The organism is Mycobacterium liflandii, assembly GCF_022354805.1.
In the GTDB taxonomy this organism is placed as follows: domain Bacteria; phylum Actinomycetota; class Actinomycetes; order Mycobacteriales; family Mycobacteriaceae; genus Mycobacterium; species Mycobacterium marinum.
Genome location: NZ_CP023138.1, coordinates 2,628,576 through 2,644,482 on the forward strand (window position 1 = coordinate 2,628,576; position 15,907 = coordinate 2,644,482).

Consider the following 15,907-nt stretch of genomic DNA (forward strand, 5'->3'; position numbering starts at 1 on the left):
CTTGCTCCCCCCGTAGCTGTTCGGCCGCGCCTGGCGTTCACCAATCGAGCCACTGCCAAGCCCCGGATCCGCGGCGTCGCTGCCGCGCGGTGCCCTCGCGGCGCAGCTCACGACGGTCTTCATCGGCCGGTCGACGACTTGGCGAGTGTGAAATCTAGCATGACAACACATTTCGGCACGTGCACGACACCGGTCGGTGCGGTGCTGGGAGCTACCCGGACGCTCGGTGGCGGCTTGCCGGCGCGCTGAATCCGCCGGTGTCGTCGAAGAACGCCCACTGGCCGCCGTCGTTGACCTCCAACCGCCAGCCCAGCCGGGAACTGCCCGCAACCGAGCCGGTGAACCACGTGTGTGCGTCCTCGGCGCTGTCGCAGTTCTTCGTCGCGACGATCGCGCCGTGCGGATCGATAACTCGGAACGCAACCATGGGGCTTGGTTAGCCCTTCCGGCGGGCTTTCAATCGCGGCGGGAGGTCGCGCTGTGGCACGGCGGGATTTGTCGCGCCGGCGAGCGGACCAAGGGCCACGACGGTGCCGCACCATGATTACGCATTAGGCTGGCGGTCGTGTTTGAATCGCTGTCCGACCGGTTGACCGGTGCCCTGCAGGGGCTGCGCGGCAAGGGCCGCCTCACCGACGCCGATATCGATGCCACTGCCCGTGAGATCCGGCTGGCCCTGCTCGAGGCCGACGTTTCGTTGCCGGTGGTTCGGGCTTTTGTCCACCGGATCAAAGAACGCGCCCGTGGGGCCGTGGTATCCGGAGCCCTCAACCCGGCGCAACAGGTTGTCAAGATCGTCAACGAGGAGCTTGTCGGCATCCTCGGCGGCCAGACGCGCGAGTTGGTTTTCGCCAAGACACCGCCGACCGTGGTGATGCTGGCCGGTCTGCAGGGGTCCGGCAAGACGACGCTGGCCGGCAAGTTGGCCGCACGTCTTCGCGGCCAAGGCCACACGCCGCTGCTGGTGGCGTGTGACCTGCAGCGACCGGCCGCAGTGAACCAGCTGCAGGTGGTCGGCCAGCGGGCCGGGGTGCCGGTATTCGCGCCGCATCCGGGCGCCTCGCCCGAATCCGGCCCCGGCGACCCGGTAGCCGTCGCCGCGGCGGGGCTGGCCGAAGCCCAGGCCAAGCATTTCGACGTCGTCATCGTGGACACCGCCGGCCGGTTGGGCATCGACGAGGAGTTGATGGCCCAGGCCTCGGCCATCCGCAAGGCCATCAACCCCGACGAGGTGCTGTTCGTCCTGGACGCGATGATCGGCCAGGACGCCGTGGCCACCGCCCAGGCATTCGGGGAAGGGGTCGGCTTCACTGGGGTGGCGCTGACCAAGCTCGACGGCGATGCCCGCGGTGGTGCCGCGTTGTCGGTCCGCGAAGTGACCGGCGTTCCGATCCTTTTCGCGTCAACCGGGGAGAAGCTCGAGGACTTCGACGTCTTCCACCCGGACCGCATGGCCAGTCGCATCCTGGGCATGGGCGACGTGTTGAGCCTGATCGAACAGGCCGAACAGGTCTTTGACGCCGAGCAGGCCGAACAAGCCGCCGCCAAGATCGGCGCCGGCGAACTGACCCTGGAAGACTTCCTCGAGCAGATGCTCGCGGTGCGCAAGATGGGCCCGATCGGCAACCTGCTGGGCATGCTGCCCGGTGGTGCGCAGATGAAGGATGCGCTGGCCGAGGTCGACGACAAGCACCTGGATCGGATCCAGGCCATCATCCGCGGTATGACACCCGAAGAACGGGCCGACCCCAAAATCATCAATGCGTCGCGGCGGCTGCGTATCGCCAACGGCTCCGGTGTATCGGTGTCGGAGGTCAACCAGCTGGTCGACCGCTTCTTCGAAGCTCGCAAGATGATGTCGTCGATGCTCGGCGGCATGGGCATCCCCGGCATGGGGCGCAAGTCCGCGACCCGAAAAAGCAAGGGTGCAAAAGGCAAGGCCGGCAAGAAGGGCAAGAAGGGGGGCGCCCGCGGTCCGACTCCGCCGAAGGTGAAAAGCCCCTTCGGCATGCCGGGTATGCCGGGTATGCCGGGTATGCGGGCCGGATTCCCGGATCTGTCGCAGATGCCCGAAGGGCTCGATGAGCTGCCGCCCGGCCTGGCCGACTTCGACCTGTCCAAGCTGAATTTCCCGGGCAAGAAGTAGTCCGCCGTGCGACTGCACGTGCGGGGGCGGGGGCTGCCCGACGAGACTGCGGTCGAGCTGTGGATCGTCGACGGCCACATCAGCACGGAGCCGGTCAGCGGCGCCGACACGGTCTTCGACGGCGGCTGGATTCTGCCCGGGCTGGTCGACGCGCATTGCCACGTTGGGCTGGGCCACCAAGGTGCCATCGAGCTTGACCAGGCCATCGCCCAAGCCGAAGCCGAACGCGACGCGGGGGCGCTGCTGCTGCGCGATTGCGGGGCACCCACCGACACCCGCCCCCTCGACGACCGCGAAGACCTGCCGCGAATCATCCGCGCGGGCCGCCATCTGGCCAGACCGAAACGCTACATTCCGGGATTCGCGCCAGAACTCGAAGACGAATCCGAGTTGCCCGCCGCGGTGGCCGCCCAAGCCCGCCGCGGCGACGGCTGGATCAAGCTGGTCGGGGACTGGATCGACCGCCAAATCGGCGATCTCGCCCCGCTGTGGTCCGACGAGGTACTCAAAGCCGCCATCGACGCGGCACACGCCAACGGTGCCAGGGTCACCGCGCACGTTTTCGGAGAGGATGCGCTGCCCGGATTGATCAACGCCGGGATTGACTGCATCGAGCACGGCACCGGCCTGACCGACGACACGATTTCGCTCATGCGCGACCACGGGACCGCTCTGGTCCCCACGCTGATCAACGTCGAGAACTTTCCCGGCATCGCCGATTCCGCCGTCCGCTATCCGACCTACGCCGCCCACATGCGCGACCTGTATGCGAGCACCTACCCGCGGGTCGCGGCGGCGCGCGAGGCGGGGATTGCGATCTACGCCGGCACCGACGCGGGCGGCACGATCCAACACGGGCGGATCGCCGACGAGGTCGAAGCCCTCAAGAAGATCGGAATGAGCGCCACCGAGGCGCTGGGTGCCGCGTGCTGGGAGGCGCGGCGCTGGCTGGGCCGGCCCACGGTAGAGCACGGGGCATCGGCGGACCTGGTGTGCTTTTCCGAAGACCCCCGTCGGGGTGCCGCAATACTTAACCGGCCGGATCTGGTGATCCTGCGCGGCCGGACCTATCGCCCCAACCAACTAGGTCACCGCTAGCTCAGCGGCGGTCGTGCGCGGCTACTCGCGCCTGGCTATTATCGCGAAATGGCGTTGGACAACGGTGCGGTCTATGCCGGCTACACCGTGGTTCGCAGGTTGCGCGCGGACGCGACCGGTGAGAGCTATCTGGTTAGCGAACCCGGCTTTCCGGGCTGGCAGGTGCTCGAGATCCTTCCGCAGTCGTGGTCGTCGGATGACGCATTCCGCCGGCGATTCGAGCGCGACAGCGCGATCGCGGCCAGGCTCTATCACCCGCACATCGTGGAGGTTCGCGCCCACGGTGAGCTGGACGGCAGGCTGTGGATCGCGATGGACTACATCGAGGGCATCGATGTCGGGCAACTGATGCGCGATCGGTTTCCCGCGGTCTTGCCGGTCGGCGAGGTACTCGAGATCGTGGCTCCGGTTGCCGACGCCCTCGACTATGCCCATCAACGCGGGCTCGTCCACGGCGACGTCAAACCCGTCGACATCGTGATGACGAATGCGGGGGAGGGCCAACCCCGGATCCTGTTGAAAGGCTTCGGCATAGCCGCTCCCCACGGCGCGCCGGGCGACGCGACCGGATTTGTGGCGCCCGAACAACTCACCGGCGCCGAGGCCGACGGGCGCTCCGACCAGCATGCGTTGGCGGCCACCGCCATGATCCTGCTCACCGGCGCGGCCCCGGGTGGCGGTTCCCCATCCGCGGCGCCCAAACTCAGCGACCTGCGTCCCGACCTGGCACGGCTGGATGCGCTGTTCGCCAGAGCGCTGGCAACCGAGCCGGCCGGCCGCTTCCGGACCTGCCACGAGCTAGCGGATGCGCTGCGCGATGAGGTCGGGGGCAGTTTCGGCGCTGCCGGCCGGGACGACATGGAGGTGGGCGCGTCCTGGGACCTCTCTCCGGAGGCCGGGGCCACCGGTGCGAGCCAGGACCGCGAGGTCCTTGACTACCCGGCCTACGGCTGGCCGGCGGTCGCACCGCCGCAGCCCCCGGTCCACCCCGGACCCATGCCGATGGCTCCCCAGCCGCCCGCCACCCTGCTGCAGGCGGTGGCAGCGTCGCTGGCACGGCGGCTCAACGAATTCTCCGCGGCGGGCCGTGAACCGCGCAAGCGCAGGCTACGGCGCATTCTCATCGGGTCGCTGGTCGCGATCCTGTTGGTGGGCATGCTGGCCGTCGCCATCCCGAGCCTGCGTGAGATAACCAGCAGCCCACCTCCAGCAGCGGCCCCCGCAACCAGTTCACCGCCCGCGCCCAGCACGTCGGCCACCAGCCCCCAGGCCGCCACCCCGGAGCCCCTGGACGGCACCTACAGCATCGAAATTCAACGCGCCAAGCAGCTCTACAACGGCAGACCCAGCCCACAGCCGCCCAATGTGACCACCTGGTGGGCCATCCAATCCTCGTGCATACCGACGGGGTGCCTCGCGGCTGCCGCCATGCTCGACGGCTACGGTCATGGGCAGGCCAAGCAGGGGATTCCCCCCATCATCATGGAGTTTTCCGAAGGTCAGTGGCGATCGCGGCCCGATACGGTGCGGTTTGCCTGCATCGGGCCCAATGGCGAGGCGAACACCCAGACCACAGTGCAGGTGCTGACGCTGCGCCCGCAATCCACGGGTGACCTCGTCGGTGCTCTGGTGGTCACCGTGGAAACCAATGAGTGCGGCCAACAATCGGCCGTGATCCGGATCCCCGCGGTGGCTAGCCGCAGTGGCGATATTCCGCCTGGGATCAAGGTGCCCAACCCGGTGACGATCCCCAAAGCCCCTCAGGCGCCTGCCACGTCCGAGTCCCCGTCCGAGACGCCAACGGTCACCCCGACCACCCCGACCACTGCGCCGTCGGGCCCCGGCCGCTGATCGATAACTGCCCAGCACAAATGGGGGAGGAGCGCGAATCCAAAAAAGATTGCGAGTGATCGCTATCTATGTTAGATTGTCTGCAACCCGCAATCTGGAGGAACTGTGACCTACGACGTGATCATCCGTGACGGACTCTGGTTCGACGGAACCGGCAGCGCGCCGCAAACCCGCACGCTCGGAATCCGCGACGGCATGGTGGCGACGGTGTCGGCAGGCCCGCTGGATGAGACCGGATGCGCCCAGGTCATCGACGCGGCCGGGAAGTGGGTCATGCCCGGCTTCATCGACGTGCACACCCACTACGACGCCGAGGTGCTACTCGATCCCGGGCTGCGCGAGTCGGTGCGCCACGGTGTCACCACGGTGTTGCTCGGAAACTGCTCCCTGTCGACGGTCTACGCGGGCGCCGAAGATGCCGCCGACCTGTTCAGTCGGGTCGAGGCGGTGCCGCGCCAGTTCGTCTTGGGTGCCTTGTCCGCCGCCAAGAGCGAACGCGCATGGTCGAACGCGGCCGAATACATCACGGCCATCGACTCCCTGCCGCTTGGGCCGAATGTGAGCTCACTGCTTGGTCATTCGGACCTGCGAGCCACCGTCCTCGGGCTCGAACGCGCCACCGACGCGAGCGTGCGGCCCAGCGAAGCCGAGCTGGGGCGCATGGCCACGCTGCTCGATGAGGCACTAGATGCCGGGATGCTCGGCATGTCCGGGATGGACTCGGCGATCGACAAGCTCGACGGTGAGCGCTTCCGGTCGCGCGCGCTGCCGTCGACCTTCGCGACGTGGCGGGAACGGCGCCGGCTGATCAAAGTTTTGCGCAAGCGCGGGCGAATCCTGCAGAGCGCACCCAACGTCGACAAGCCCGCTTCGGCGCTGCTGTTCTTCCTGGCCAGCAGTCGGATCCTGAACCGCCGCAAGGGAGTTCGGATGAGCTTGCTGGTCTCTGCCGACTCCAAGTCGATGCCGATGGCGGTGCACACGTTCGGATTGGGTGCCCGGCTGCTGAACAAGCTGTTGGCCGCCAGCGTCCGATTCCAGCACCTGCCGGTGCCGTTCGAGCTCTACTCCGACGGAATCGACCTGCCGGTCTTCGAGGAGTTCGGCGCCGGCACCGCGGCGTTGCACCTTCGCGAACAAGTGCAGCGCAACCAGTTGTTGGCCGACGAGTCCTACCGTCGCGAGTTTCGGCGTGAATTCGACCGCACCAAACTCGGACCGTCCTTGTGGCACAAAGACTTTCACGACGCAGTGATCGTCGAGTGCCCTGACGAGTCGTTGATCGGCAAGAGCTTCGGGGCCATCGCAGACGAGCGCGGGCTGCATCCACTCGATGCGTTCCTCGACGTGCTCGTCGAAAACGGCGAACGCAACGTGCGCTGGACGACCGTCGTCGCCAACCACCGTCCCAAACAGCTCAACAAGCTGGCCGCCGAGCCCGGCGTTCACATGGGCTTCTCCGACGCCGGCGCGCACCTGCGCAACATGGCCTTCTACAACTTCCCCTTGCGGTTGCTCAAGCGAACCTGGGACGCCGAGCGGGCCGGAAAGCCGTTCCTGTCCCGGTGACCGCGCGGACTTCGTGGTGATCGACCCGCCTCGCGCAACGTGCCGGCATCGACGCCAAACCACTCGGCCAGTTCACCGGTCAGGCGATACACCGTCTGCTGCAGGCCCACCGCGACGAATCGGTAGACGGCTATCATGAGGCGCAGGTGCCGTTCTATGGCGGCCTGTCGCGCATGGTCAATCGCAACGACGCGACCGTGATCGCCACCGGTGTGGCCGGTGCCGTGGTGTTCGGCACCGGCCAGTTCCGGGACGGCTATGGTCAAACGGTGCGGTCGGGCCGGTACCTGAGGGCGGGGCAGCGATACACGGCAGCTAGCGTCAGCGCCTGAGATGGCCCGGACCCAGCAGCAACGCCGCGAAGAAACCGTCGCGCGGCTGCTGCAGGCCAGCATCGACACCATCGTCGAGGTTGGATACGCTCGGGCGTCGGCGGCCATCATCACCAAGCGTGCCGGCGTGTCGGTGGGCGCTCTGTTCCGTCACTTCGAGACGATGGGCGACTTCATGGCGGCGACCGCCTACGAGGTGCTGCGCCGGCAACTGGACATCTTCACCAAGCAAGTCGCCGAAATACCCGCGGACCGGCCGGCGCTGGAAGCGGCGCTGGCAATACTGCGCGACATCACCGCCGGGGCGACCAACGCGGTGCTGTATGAACTCATGATCGCGGCGCGCACCGACGACAAGCTCAAAGAAACCCTGCAGCACGTGCTGGGGCAATATCGCGCCAAGATCTACGACGCCGCGCGCACCCTGCCCGGCGCTGAGGGCTTCCCGGAGGAGACCTTCCCGGCCATCGTGGCGGTGTTGACCAACGTGTTCGACGGAGCCGCGATCGTGGGGGCGGTGTTGCCTCAGCCGGACATCGACGAGCAGCGAATCCCGGTGCTCGCCGCGCTACTGAGCGCCGCGGTGCCGGATACCGCTCCCTAGCGGTCGAGCCCGCCGGCGGCTACAGAGATCCGATGCCGGACTGCGGGTTGAGGGCGAATCCCCAGTCGAAAAGACTTCCGGCCTGGTCCCAGTAGGTGGGCCCGCCCTCTTTGACCAGCCCGTACATCATGGCAATCACCAGCCGGCGGCCGTTTCGGGCCGCCGCACCGACAAAGGTCTTGCGGGCGGCGTTGGTGTAGCCCGTCTTGCCCCCGATCGCGCCCGGATAGCGCTGTAACAGCTCGTCTTGGTTGACGATCGGGTGCTCACCATCCTCGCCGGGGAACATCGCCGACGGCTCCGCGGTGATGTGCGCGAACACCGGATTGGCCATCGCGGTGCGGAAGATCACCGCGAGGTCATGAGCGGTCGACCATCCCGACCCGCCGGGGCCGTCCAATCCCGAGGGAGTGGCCGCGTGGGTGTTCATGGCGCCCAACGCGGCCGCCTTGGCGTTCATCTTGGCGACCGCGGCGTCCTGGCCGCCGAGCATCTGCGCCAGCGTGTTGGCGGCATCATTGCCCGACACCAGCAGCAGGCCGTCGAGCAGTTGACGGGCGGTGTAGGTGTGACCCGCTTTGACGCCGACGCAGTTGCACTCCACGTGCGTGTCGGCCTCGTCTGCGACGACGGTCGAGTTCAGGTTGAGCTCGTCGAGCGCCACCAAAGCCAGGAGCACCTTGATGGTGCTCGCGGGCGGGTGGGTGACATTCTGGTCGCGCCCGGCAAGCACCTGGCCGGTGTCCAGATCGGCGACGATCCAGGTCTGTGCGGGACCGTCGGGGATTGGCACCGATCCGGCCGGCTGCATTTCGGTATCGGCCGATGCGGTGGCACCGCTGATGGTGGCGGCCGTGAGCAGCACCGCGGCTACGGCCATGACCTTTCGCATGGGCGCAAAGTGTAACTTCCGCGGCTTCGGGACGCCTATTTTCGAACGGATCGGCGGTGTTGAATCGAATCATGTTGAGCCTGCCCGAAATTTCTGACCGGTTAGAGATCCAGCAGCTGCTCGTGGACTACTCCACCGCCATTGATCTGCGCCGATTCGATGACCTCGACAAGGTGTTCACCCCGGACGCCTATATCGACTACCGCGCGATGGGCGGCATCGACGGCCAGTACCCGCACGTCAAGGCGTGGCTTGCCGAGGTGTTGCCCAACTTCGCCAACTACGCGCACATGCTGGGTCTGCCATCGATTCGGCTCGCCGGCGACACCGCGACCGCGCGCACTTTCTGCTTCAACCCGATGGTGTTCGCCGGCGAGAAGCCCACCACCATGTTGCTCGGGCTCTGGTACGACGACGAGTTCGTGCGCACCGCCGAGGGCTGGCGGATGAGCCGCCGCGCCGAAACGAAGTGCTTCGATCGACGCCCCTGACGCCGGCGCGCCCCAGCGGTGCGTTGGCGGATCGAGCGAATTTCCGGGATCGCAGGGTGCTCTGGCACAATGGGCGGCTGTCCACCGCGCGACCGTGCATCGTTGCGATACCGCCCGGTGGTCGAACACGCGAGGCAAAACCGGTTCCCGGCATCCCGCCCGGATCGCTGAATTGCAGCGTGCACACACAGGAGAAATCGCTTTCATGGCTGTAAAGATCAAGCTCACCCGGCTCGGCAAGATCCGTAACCCGCAGTACCGCATCGCGGTGGCGGACGCTCGCACCCGGCGTGATGGTCGCTCGATCGAGGTCATCGGCCGCTACCACCCCAAGGAAGAGCCGAGCCTGATCGAGATCAACTCCGAGCGGGCCCAATACTGGCTGTCCGTGGGGGCGCAGCCCACCGAACCCGTTCTCAAGCTGCTCAAGATCACCGGTGACTGGCAGAAGTTCAAGGGCCTGCCCGGCGCCGAGGGCCGGTTGAAGGTCAAGCCGCCCAAGCCCAGCAAGCTCGAACTGTTCAACGCCGCGTTGGCTGCCGCCGAGGGTGGTCCCACCACCGAGGCCACCAAGCCGAAGAAGAAGTCGCCGGCCAAGAAGGCCAAGGGCGGCGAAGGCGACGCCGATGCGGCGGCCGAGAAGGTGGAAGCTTCCGCCGAGGGTGAGCAGACCGAATCGGCCGAGAGCTGACGACCGCTATGAGCACTGTCGTGGTCGACGCTGTCGAGCATTTGGTCCGCGGAATCGTGGACAACCCCGACGATGTGCGGGTGGACATGGTGACGAGCCGTCGCGGACGCACCGTCGAAGTCCACGTCCACCCCGACGACTTGGGCAAGGTGATCGGGCGCGGGGGACGTACCGCAACGGCACTGCGGACACTGGTCGCCGGCATCGGCGGCCGTGGTATCCGCGTTGACGTGGTGGACACCGACCAGTAGCGAAGCCTTGCTCATGGAGCACCGATGGAGCTGGTAATCGGGCGCGTGGTGAAAGCGCACGGGATTACCGGCGAGGTTGTCGTCGAGATCCGAACCGACGAACCGGACCGCCGGTTCACGCCGGGCGCCAGCCTGCGCGCCAAGAGATCCCGAGACGGCGGCACCGGCCGCAATTATGTGATCGAAGGCGTGCGTGAGCACGGTGCGCGGCTGCTGGTGCGATTGGCCGGGGTGAACGACCGGGACACGGCCGATGGGCTGCGTGGCAGTCTGTTCGTCATCGATTCCGCCGACCTGCCGCCGATCGAGGAGCCCGACACCTACTACGACCACCAGTTGGAGGGACTTCGGGTCCGGACCACGGCGGGCCAAGACGTCGGAGTGGTCGCCGAGGTACTGCACACCGGTGCCGGCGAGTTGCTGGCGGTCAAATGTGATTCCGGCGAGGTGTTGGTGCCGTTCGTCGGCGCGATCGTCACGTCGGTGTCGCTGGACGATCGCATTCTCGAGATCGACCCGCCCGACGGGCTGCTGGACCTGGGGTCCTAGGGGGTGTCATGAAAATCGACGTGGTGACGATTTTCCCGGCGTACCTGGACCCGCTGCGGCAATCGTTGCCGGGCAGGGCGATTGCGTCGGGCCTCGTCGACCTACAGGTGCATGACCTGCGCCGGTGGACCTACGACGTGCACCACTCGGTAGACGACTCGCCCTACGGCGGCGGGCCCGGAATGGTCATGAAGGCGCCGGTCTGGGGGGAAGCGCTTGACGAAATATGTTCGGCTGAAACGCTTCTGGTTGTCCCGACGCCCGCCGGCTCGCTGTTTGACCAGGCCACCGCGCAACGGTGGAGTGCCGAGCAGCACTTGGTGTTCGCCTGCGGCCGGTATGAGGGGATAGACCAGCGGGTCGCCGAGGACTCGGCCCGGCGCATGCGGGTCGAGGAAGTCTCGATCGGCGACTATGTCCTGCCCGGCGGGGAGTCCGCGGCGGTGGTGATGATCGAGGCCGTGCTGCGATTGTTGACCGGAGTGCTGGGCAATCCCGCATCCCACCAAGAGGATTCGTTTTCGCCGGAACTGGATCGGTTGCTGGAGGGGCCCAGCTATACCCGGCCACCGAGCTGGCGGGGGCTCGACGTGCCCGAGATCCTGCTCTCCGGTGACCACGCGCGCATCGCCACTTGGCGCCGGGAGGTCTCGTTGCGGCGCACCCGGGAGCGCCGGCCCGACCTCGCGCCACCGGAGTAGCCCTGCCGAGCAGACGCGGAATCGCACATCGCGAAGCGGTTTGGCGCGATTCCGCGTCTGCTCGCCGGCAAGAGGGGCGTTGCGGGGCCGTAGGGCCCGCGCTGGACCGGGTCAGATCCGGCCGGCGGGAAAGATCGTCTTGACGGCTTGGGTGATCGTTTCGCGCGCGGTGGCGTCATCGGAGGCCTGCAGCGATTCGATCACCATGATGTAGCGGCGGTCCGAGCCGATGATTCCGGTCGACAGATGCATCCAGTCGGCGCCGATGCAGCACATCCACCCCTGCTTGACCGCGACCGGTTCGGCGTAGAGGCCGTCGGGGATGCCAAACCGTTGTGGGTAGCCGTCGATTCCGTTCGGAGTGGACTGGGCCAGGTCGTTGACGATGATGGCGGCACTCTGCAACGGCAGCCCACCCTCCCCGTCGAGCAACATCTCGTAGTAGCGGATCAGGTCAGGTGCGGAACTGAAGGTGTTCCACCAGCGCCCGTCGCTGGGTGGTGCGGTGGCGGCCAATCCGTACCGGGTCGCGATCTCGGTGACGATGGCATCGCCGCCGAGCTCGCCCCAGAACTGCTCGGCGGCGCCGTCATCCGATGAGCGCAGCATGTTTTCGAGGGCCTGGCGATCCTGGGCAGAAAGGGTGGTCTTGCCCTGGGACGCCCGCAATAACAACTCGTCGGCGATGAACAGCTTGGACACCGAGGCGGTGGCGATGATCGAGGTCTTGCCGTTGGAGACCAGCTGGTGGGTAGCGCGGTCCAGGATCGCGACCGTGATGGTGGCGCCCTTGGCGGCGGCTTCCTCGGTTGCCCGCTGGATGCGTTCTTGAACCCCGACCAGACCGGCCGAGGGCAATAGCGCGGCCGGATCCTCGGGCGGCGTGATGGCACGCAGCAGCAGTTCGATCAGCTGTTGCTGCTGGGGCTGGGATTGTTGCCGGGATGATTCGCGATCATCGGTCCCATACGCCTTGGCCTGCACCTTTGCCTCGCAACCGGTGAGCACCAGCGATACCACCAATGCCACCGCCGCCGCGGCGGTCAGCATCGTCAGCGGCCGTGCTCGCATGCTTCTCCTTCAGCACTCTCCGGTAACGCGAAGACGCGCAAGTGTGGCGGCCGCACTGCCATCTGCCCCGGGAATCACGCAAAGCTGAGGGTTCGGCCTGCGCGGTTTGGCACCTGTCATATGTACCACTTGCAGGCGCTTTGCGGACGATGTGAACCGCCCGGATTTCCTGTGATTTTCACTGCATGCGTACCGTCTGGCACAATTGGCCAGTTGTCTTTAGCAGTTGTCGGCGGGCCGCTTGCTCCGCCTGCTGCGAGATACACCCATAAAGCCCATATCCATTGGCTTGGTAAGTGCCGCGTGCCTGCGTGTATGCGGTCTGCCGAGCCGCGATCCGGAGGAAGTGTCTTTCCAATGAACAGGCTGGACTTCGTCGACCAGGCGTCGCTGCGCGACGACATCCCGGCCTTCAGCCCGGGCGACACCATCAATGTGCACGTCAAAGTCATCGAGGGCGCCAAGGAGCGTATCCAGGTGTTCAAGGGTGTGGTGATTCGCCGGCAGGGTGGGGGCATCCGCGAGACGTTCACAGTGCGCAAGGAAAGCTACGGCGTCGGCGTCGAGCGGACGTTCCCGGTGCACTCGCCGAACATCGACCACATCGAGGTGGTAACGCGTGGTGACGTTCGTCGCGCCAAGCTGTACTACCTTCGTGAACTGCGCGGCAAGAAGGCCAAGATCAAGGAGAAGCGCTGACCGGCGCGGCCTTGGTGGCCATCCCGGCCTGCCTGGGCACCACCGGCGGTTCAACTCGCCAGTGGCTCGCCAGTCTCGAAGGCTACGGCGCGCGCTGGCTACGCTGATCACGTGACCGAAACCACGGACTCCCCATCTGAGCGCGAGCCCGACGCAGGTCAGTCGGAGGCGCCGCTCGCTGCTCGAGGTGCTGATGCCCCGGGTGCGGCGGCTCAGGAAGAACCTGGGGCGGAGTCGAGGGCGGCCGACGAGGACGAGTCGAAGCTGGCCAAGAAATCGACCCTGCGTGAATTCGCGACCCTGGCCGTCATCGCGATAGTGATCTACTACGTGATGTTGACGTTTGTGGCGCGTCCATACCTGATTCCGTCGGAGTCGATGGAGCCCACCCTGCACGGGTGTTCGACCTGCGTCGGTGACCGCATCATGGTGGACAAGCTCACCTACCGGTTCACTTCACCCAAGCCCGGTGACGTCATCGTCTTCAAGGGGCCACCGTCGTGGAACGTCGGCTACAAGTCGATACGTTCGAGCAACACCGCGCTGCGCTGGGTGCAAAACGCCCTCTCGTTCATCGGTTTCGTACCCCCGGACGAGAACGATTTGGTCAAACGCGTCATCGCGGTGGGCGGACAGACCGTCCAATGCCGCTCCGACACCGGGTTGACCGTCGACGGTAAGCCGCTCAAGGAGCCATATCTGGATCCGGCCACCATGCTGGCTGACCCATCCGTCTACCCCTGCCTGGGCAGCGAATTCGGGCCGGTGACCGTCCCGGCGGGCCGGCTGTGGGTGATGGGCGACAATCGGACCCACTCGGCGGATTCGCGGGCACATTGCCCCATGCTGTGCACCGGGGACGCCATGGCCGGCACCGTGCCGGTGGCCAACGTCATCGGCAAGGCGCGGTTTATCGTGTGGCCGCCGTCGCGGTGGGGCGTGGTGCGTTCGGTGAACCCCCAAACGGGCCAGTAACCGTGGCCACCACCTGGCCGCCACGAACCGTGATCCGCAAGTCTTCCGGACTGCGCACGCTGGAGTCCGCGCTGCAGCGCAGCGGTCTGGGACCGGTAGCCGGTGTGGATGAGGTGGGGCGAGGTGCGTGCGCGGGCCCGCTGGTGGTCGCCGCTTGCGCACTCGGGCCGAATCGCTACGAGAGCCTGGCCGCCCTCGACGATTCGAAAAAACTCACCGAAAAGACTCGGGAAAAGCTGTTCCCGTTGATCTGCCGCTATGCCCTGGCCTATCACGTGGTGTTCATTCCGTCGGTGGAGGTCGACCGTCGTGGTGTGCACGTGGCCAACATCGAAGGCATACGGCGGGCGGTGGCCGGGCTGTCGGTGCGCCCCGGCTATGTGCTCAGCGACGGCTTTCGGGTCCCGGGACTGTCGGTGCCGTCGCTGCCGGTGATCGGTGGCGACGCGGCCGCCGCCTGCATTGCCGCGGCCAGCGTGCTGGCAAAGGTCAGCCGCGATCGGCTGATGGTGGCGATGGACACCCAGTACCCCGGATACGGATTCGCCGAGCACAAGGGCTACAGCACCCGCGCACACACCCTGGCGCTGACCCAGCTAGGGCCCTGCCCCGAGCATCGTCGGTCGTTCATCAACGTTCGCCGAGTGGCCACCCGGTCCAACGGCGCCGCGACGGCCGAACGCGAAGCGGACCCTCCCCAAGAGCGTGACGGAACCGGGTAGGGAAAGATGGGGCAAGATTTCCGACCGGGCGGCGATCGGCGCCGCCGGTGGCGCGCGGAGTCCTGCAGGGCCCCGAGCGGGAGATCTGGCAAATTGTTGGGAGAAGGACGTCTGAGCAGATGAGTGCAGAGGATCTCGAGAAGTACGAAACCGAGATGGAGCTCTCGCTGTACCGCGAATACAAGGACATCGTCGGCCAGTTCAGCTACGTCGTGGAAACCGAGCGACGCTTCTACCTGGCTAACAGCGTGGAGATGGTGCCGCGCAACGCCGATGGCGAGGTGTATTTCGAGCTACGACTGGCCGATGCCTGGGTATGGGACATGTACCGGCCGGCTCGGTTCGTCAAGCAGGTGCGGGTGGTCACCTTCAAGGACGTCAACATCGAAGAGGTGGAGAAGCCCGAGCTGAGGCTGCCCGAATAGTTCTCCTAGCCGCTGACGGTGGGGTTGACCGTGTCGTCGGTTTCGAGGGCTTCGGGGGGCAGCTGGCCACGGTTTTCGATGACGGTGCGGGCAACATCGGCGAGCTTGATATTGAGGCTCTGGGAATGGTGGCGGAGCAGGTCGAACGCCTCTTCCTCGGTGAACCCATTCAGCAACATCAACATGCCGACGGCTTTTCCGATCTCGCGGTTGCTGAGCAGCCCGCGGCGCAGGCTGGCGGCATCCTCGCCGTGTGCGATGGCGTTGACCGCCACGCTCGCAAACGATGCCAGCACCGCCGCACGGCCGGCGGACTCGGTATCGAAACTGTTGGGGGTTTCGCTGAATAGGTAGAGTGCGGCGCCCTTGCGCTTGTCGACCAGCAGCCGGAATCCCATGGCGCGCGTACCGGTGTTTGGGCCAGAAGCGCGGCCGCAAACTTCGGCCATTGCGTCGGAGTGGTCAGGTCCGTTTCGATCTGCGGCGTTTCTTCCTCGATAGCGTCGATGCACGGGCCGTCGCCGGCTTTGCGCTCGAGTTCGTCGACGTGCTGGGCCAGCCGGTCGCTGGCGCCGACGGTGATGTAGCGGTCATTGGTGCGGACCAGCAAGCTGGCATGGTCACACCCCGGAACGATCAGGGTGGCGGCGATGCAGATCGCGGAGTACGTCTCGGCGGGTTGGGCGCCCTGATAGATGATCTCGGCGAGGGCCGCAAAGACTGTCGCCGGGTCGGCGGTCGTCCCACCCGGTACCGAGTCCGGGTTGCTGTCCTTCGGTGTGGCCGTCACGTGTTCCCTCACTTCGGGTGGCAGGGGGGAGTCGCCCCCCAGTGCGCTGG

Annotated in this window: 15 protein-coding genes and 3 pseudogenes; 14 read left to right on the forward strand and 4 right to left on the reverse strand. The window is 66.5% G+C overall.

The window, feature by feature from the left end; translation table 11 throughout:
- Positions 1 to 211 precede the first annotated feature (211 nt).
- Positions 212 to 427 (reverse strand): hypothetical protein, encoded by a 216-nt coding sequence (locus tag CKW46_RS11815; RefSeq protein WP_117437121.1) that lies wholly within the window; start codon positions 425 to 427, stop codon positions 212 to 214.
- A 138-nt stretch (positions 428 to 565) separates the two neighbouring features.
- Between CKW46_RS11815 and ffh the strand changes: the two genes are divergently transcribed.
- The 5 genes and pseudogenes from ffh (at position 566) to CKW46_RS11840 (ending at position 7,600) form a co-directional block, all read left to right on the forward strand.
- Positions 566 to 2,146, forward strand: a complete 1,581-nt coding sequence (gene ffh / locus CKW46_RS11820; RefSeq protein ID WP_117437120.1) for a signal recognition particle protein — start codon at positions 566 to 568, stop codon at positions 2,144 to 2,146.
- A 6-nt stretch (positions 2,147 to 2,152) separates the two neighbouring features.
- Positions 2,153 to 3,244: a metal-dependent hydrolase family protein gene (locus CKW46_RS11825; RefSeq protein WP_015355179.1), complete on the forward strand. Its 1,092-nt coding sequence runs from the start codon at positions 2,153 to 2,155 to the stop codon at positions 3,242 to 3,244.
- Positions 3,245 to 3,292: 48 nt separating this feature from the next.
- On the forward strand, positions 3,293 to 5,095 hold the full coding sequence (locus CKW46_RS11830; protein ID WP_482053181.1) for a serine/threonine-protein kinase: 1,803 nt from the start codon (positions 3,293 to 3,295) through the stop codon (positions 5,093 to 5,095).
- A gap of 75 nt (positions 5,096 to 5,170) precedes the next feature.
- Positions 5,171 to 6,996, forward strand: a pseudogene (locus CKW46_RS11835) (N-acyl-D-amino-acid deacylase family protein).
- A gap of 1 nt (position 6,997) precedes the next feature.
- A complete protein-coding gene (locus CKW46_RS11840) occupies positions 6,998 to 7,600 on the forward strand; it encodes a TetR/AcrR family transcriptional regulator (RefSeq protein WP_012393599.1) in 603 nt (200 codons plus the stop codon).
- 19 nt (positions 7,601 to 7,619) lie between these two features.
- On the opposite strand, the gene CKW46_RS11845 is transcribed toward CKW46_RS11840, so the two are convergent.
- Positions 7,620 to 8,492, reverse strand: a complete 873-nt coding sequence (locus CKW46_RS11845; protein ID WP_015355181.1) for a D-alanyl-D-alanine carboxypeptidase family protein — start codon at positions 8,490 to 8,492, stop codon at positions 7,620 to 7,622.
- Between the two features lie 71 nt (positions 8,493 to 8,563).
- Here CKW46_RS11845 and CKW46_RS11850 point away from each other — a divergent pair, with 71 nt between their 5' ends.
- The 5 genes from CKW46_RS11850 (at position 8,564) to trmD (ending at position 11,175) form a co-directional block, all read left to right on the forward strand.
- Positions 8,564 to 8,983, forward strand: coding sequence for a nuclear transport factor 2 family protein (locus CKW46_RS11850; protein WP_036427198.1), 420 nt, complete (start codon positions 8,564 to 8,566; stop codon positions 8,981 to 8,983).
- A 205-nt stretch (positions 8,984 to 9,188) separates the two neighbouring features.
- Positions 9,189 to 9,674 carry a 30S ribosomal protein S16 gene (gene rpsP, locus CKW46_RS11855; protein WP_011740100.1) on the forward strand — a complete coding sequence of 162 codons (486 nt, stop codon included), beginning with the start codon at positions 9,189 to 9,191 and terminating at the stop codon, positions 9,672 to 9,674.
- Positions 9,675 to 9,682: 8 nt separating this feature from the next.
- On the forward strand, positions 9,683 to 9,925 hold the full coding sequence (locus CKW46_RS11860) for an RNA-binding protein (protein ID WP_003878715.1): 243 nt from the start codon (positions 9,683 to 9,685) through the stop codon (positions 9,923 to 9,925).
- Between the two features lie 24 nt (positions 9,926 to 9,949).
- Complete coding sequence (gene rimM, locus CKW46_RS11865; RefSeq protein ID WP_011740101.1) at positions 9,950 to 10,474, forward strand: ribosome maturation factor RimM; 525 nt, start codon at positions 9,950 to 9,952, stop codon at positions 10,472 to 10,474.
- 8 nt (positions 10,475 to 10,482) lie between these two features.
- Positions 10,483 to 11,175: a tRNA (guanosine(37)-N1)-methyltransferase TrmD gene (trmD, locus tag CKW46_RS11870; protein WP_011740102.1), complete on the forward strand. Its 693-nt coding sequence runs from the start codon at positions 10,483 to 10,485 to the stop codon at positions 11,173 to 11,175.
- A 111-nt stretch (positions 11,176 to 11,286) separates the two neighbouring features.
- On the opposite strand, the gene CKW46_RS11875 is transcribed toward trmD, so the two are convergent.
- Positions 11,287 to 12,246, reverse strand: a complete 960-nt coding sequence (locus CKW46_RS11875) for a serine hydrolase (RefSeq protein ID WP_240274945.1) — start codon at positions 12,244 to 12,246, stop codon at positions 11,287 to 11,289.
- A 357-nt stretch (positions 12,247 to 12,603) separates the two neighbouring features.
- On the opposite strand from CKW46_RS11875, the gene rplS reads away from it, so the two are divergent.
- The 4 genes and pseudogenes from rplS to CKW46_RS11895 all read left to right on the forward strand — a co-directional run bounded on the left by rplS (position 12,604) and on the right by CKW46_RS11895 (position 15,067).
- The gene (gene rplS / locus CKW46_RS11880; RefSeq protein ID WP_012393605.1) at positions 12,604 to 12,945 is read left to right on the forward strand and encodes a 50S ribosomal protein L19; all 342 of its coding nucleotides are present in this window, start codon (positions 12,604 to 12,606) and stop codon (positions 12,943 to 12,945) included.
- A 111-nt stretch (positions 12,946 to 13,056) separates the two neighbouring features.
- Positions 13,057 to 13,920 (forward strand): signal peptidase I, encoded by an 864-nt coding sequence (gene lepB, locus CKW46_RS11885; RefSeq protein WP_117437112.1) that lies wholly within the window; start codon positions 13,057 to 13,059, stop codon positions 13,918 to 13,920.
- A 2-nt stretch (positions 13,921 to 13,922) separates the two neighbouring features.
- Positions 13,923 to 14,757, forward strand: a pseudogene (locus tag CKW46_RS11890) (ribonuclease HII).
- Between the two features lie 4 nt (positions 14,758 to 14,761).
- On the forward strand, positions 14,762 to 15,067 hold the full coding sequence (locus CKW46_RS11895) for a DUF2469 domain-containing protein (RefSeq protein WP_012393608.1): 306 nt from the start codon (positions 14,762 to 14,764) through the stop codon (positions 15,065 to 15,067).
- A gap of 5 nt (positions 15,068 to 15,072) precedes the next feature.
- Here the strand turns inward: CKW46_RS11895 and CKW46_RS11900 are convergent.
- Positions 15,073 to 15,857, reverse strand: a pseudogene (locus CKW46_RS11900) (ANTAR domain-containing protein).
- Between the last annotated feature and the right edge of the window lie 50 nt (positions 15,858 to 15,907).

Bases quoted from the DNA above. Each gene is read 5' to 3' on its own strand.
- CKW46_RS11895 (WP_012393608.1), top strand. From the start codon at position 14,762: ATGAGTGCAGAGGATCTCGAGAAGTACGAAACCGAGATGGAGCTCTCG.
- rpsP (WP_011740100.1), top strand. From the start codon at position 9,189: ATGGCTGTAAAGATCAAGCTCACCCGGCTCGGCAAGATCCGTAACCCG.
- trmD (WP_011740102.1), top strand. From the start codon at position 10,483: ATGAAAATCGACGTGGTGACGATTTTCCCGGCGTACCTGGACCCGCTG.
- rimM (WP_011740101.1), top strand. From the start codon at position 9,950: ATGGAGCTGGTAATCGGGCGCGTGGTGAAAGCGCACGGGATTACCGGC.
- CKW46_RS11830 (WP_482053181.1), top strand. From the start codon at position 3,293: ATGGCGTTGGACAACGGTGCGGTCTATGCCGGCTACACCGTGGTTCGC.
- CKW46_RS11845 (WP_015355181.1), bottom strand. From the start codon at position 8,492: ATGCGAAAGGTCATGGCCGTAGCCGCGGTGCTGCTCACGGCCGCCACC.
- CKW46_RS11815 (WP_117437121.1), bottom strand. From the start codon at position 427: ATGGTTGCGTTCCGAGTTATCGATCCGCACGGCGCGATCGTCGCGACG.
- CKW46_RS11860 (WP_003878715.1), top strand. From the start codon at position 9,683: ATGAGCACTGTCGTGGTCGACGCTGTCGAGCATTTGGTCCGCGGAATC.
- CKW46_RS11875 (WP_240274945.1), bottom strand. From the start codon at position 12,246: ATGCGAGCACGGCCGCTGACGATGCTGACCGCCGCGGCGGCGGTGGCA.
- CKW46_RS11850 (WP_036427198.1), top strand. From the start codon at position 8,564: ATGTTGAGCCTGCCCGAAATTTCTGACCGGTTAGAGATCCAGCAGCTG.
- rplS (WP_012393605.1), top strand. From the start codon at position 12,604: ATGAACAGGCTGGACTTCGTCGACCAGGCGTCGCTGCGCGACGACATC.
- CKW46_RS11840 (WP_012393599.1), top strand. From the start codon at position 6,998: ATGGCCCGGACCCAGCAGCAACGCCGCGAAGAAACCGTCGCGCGGCTG.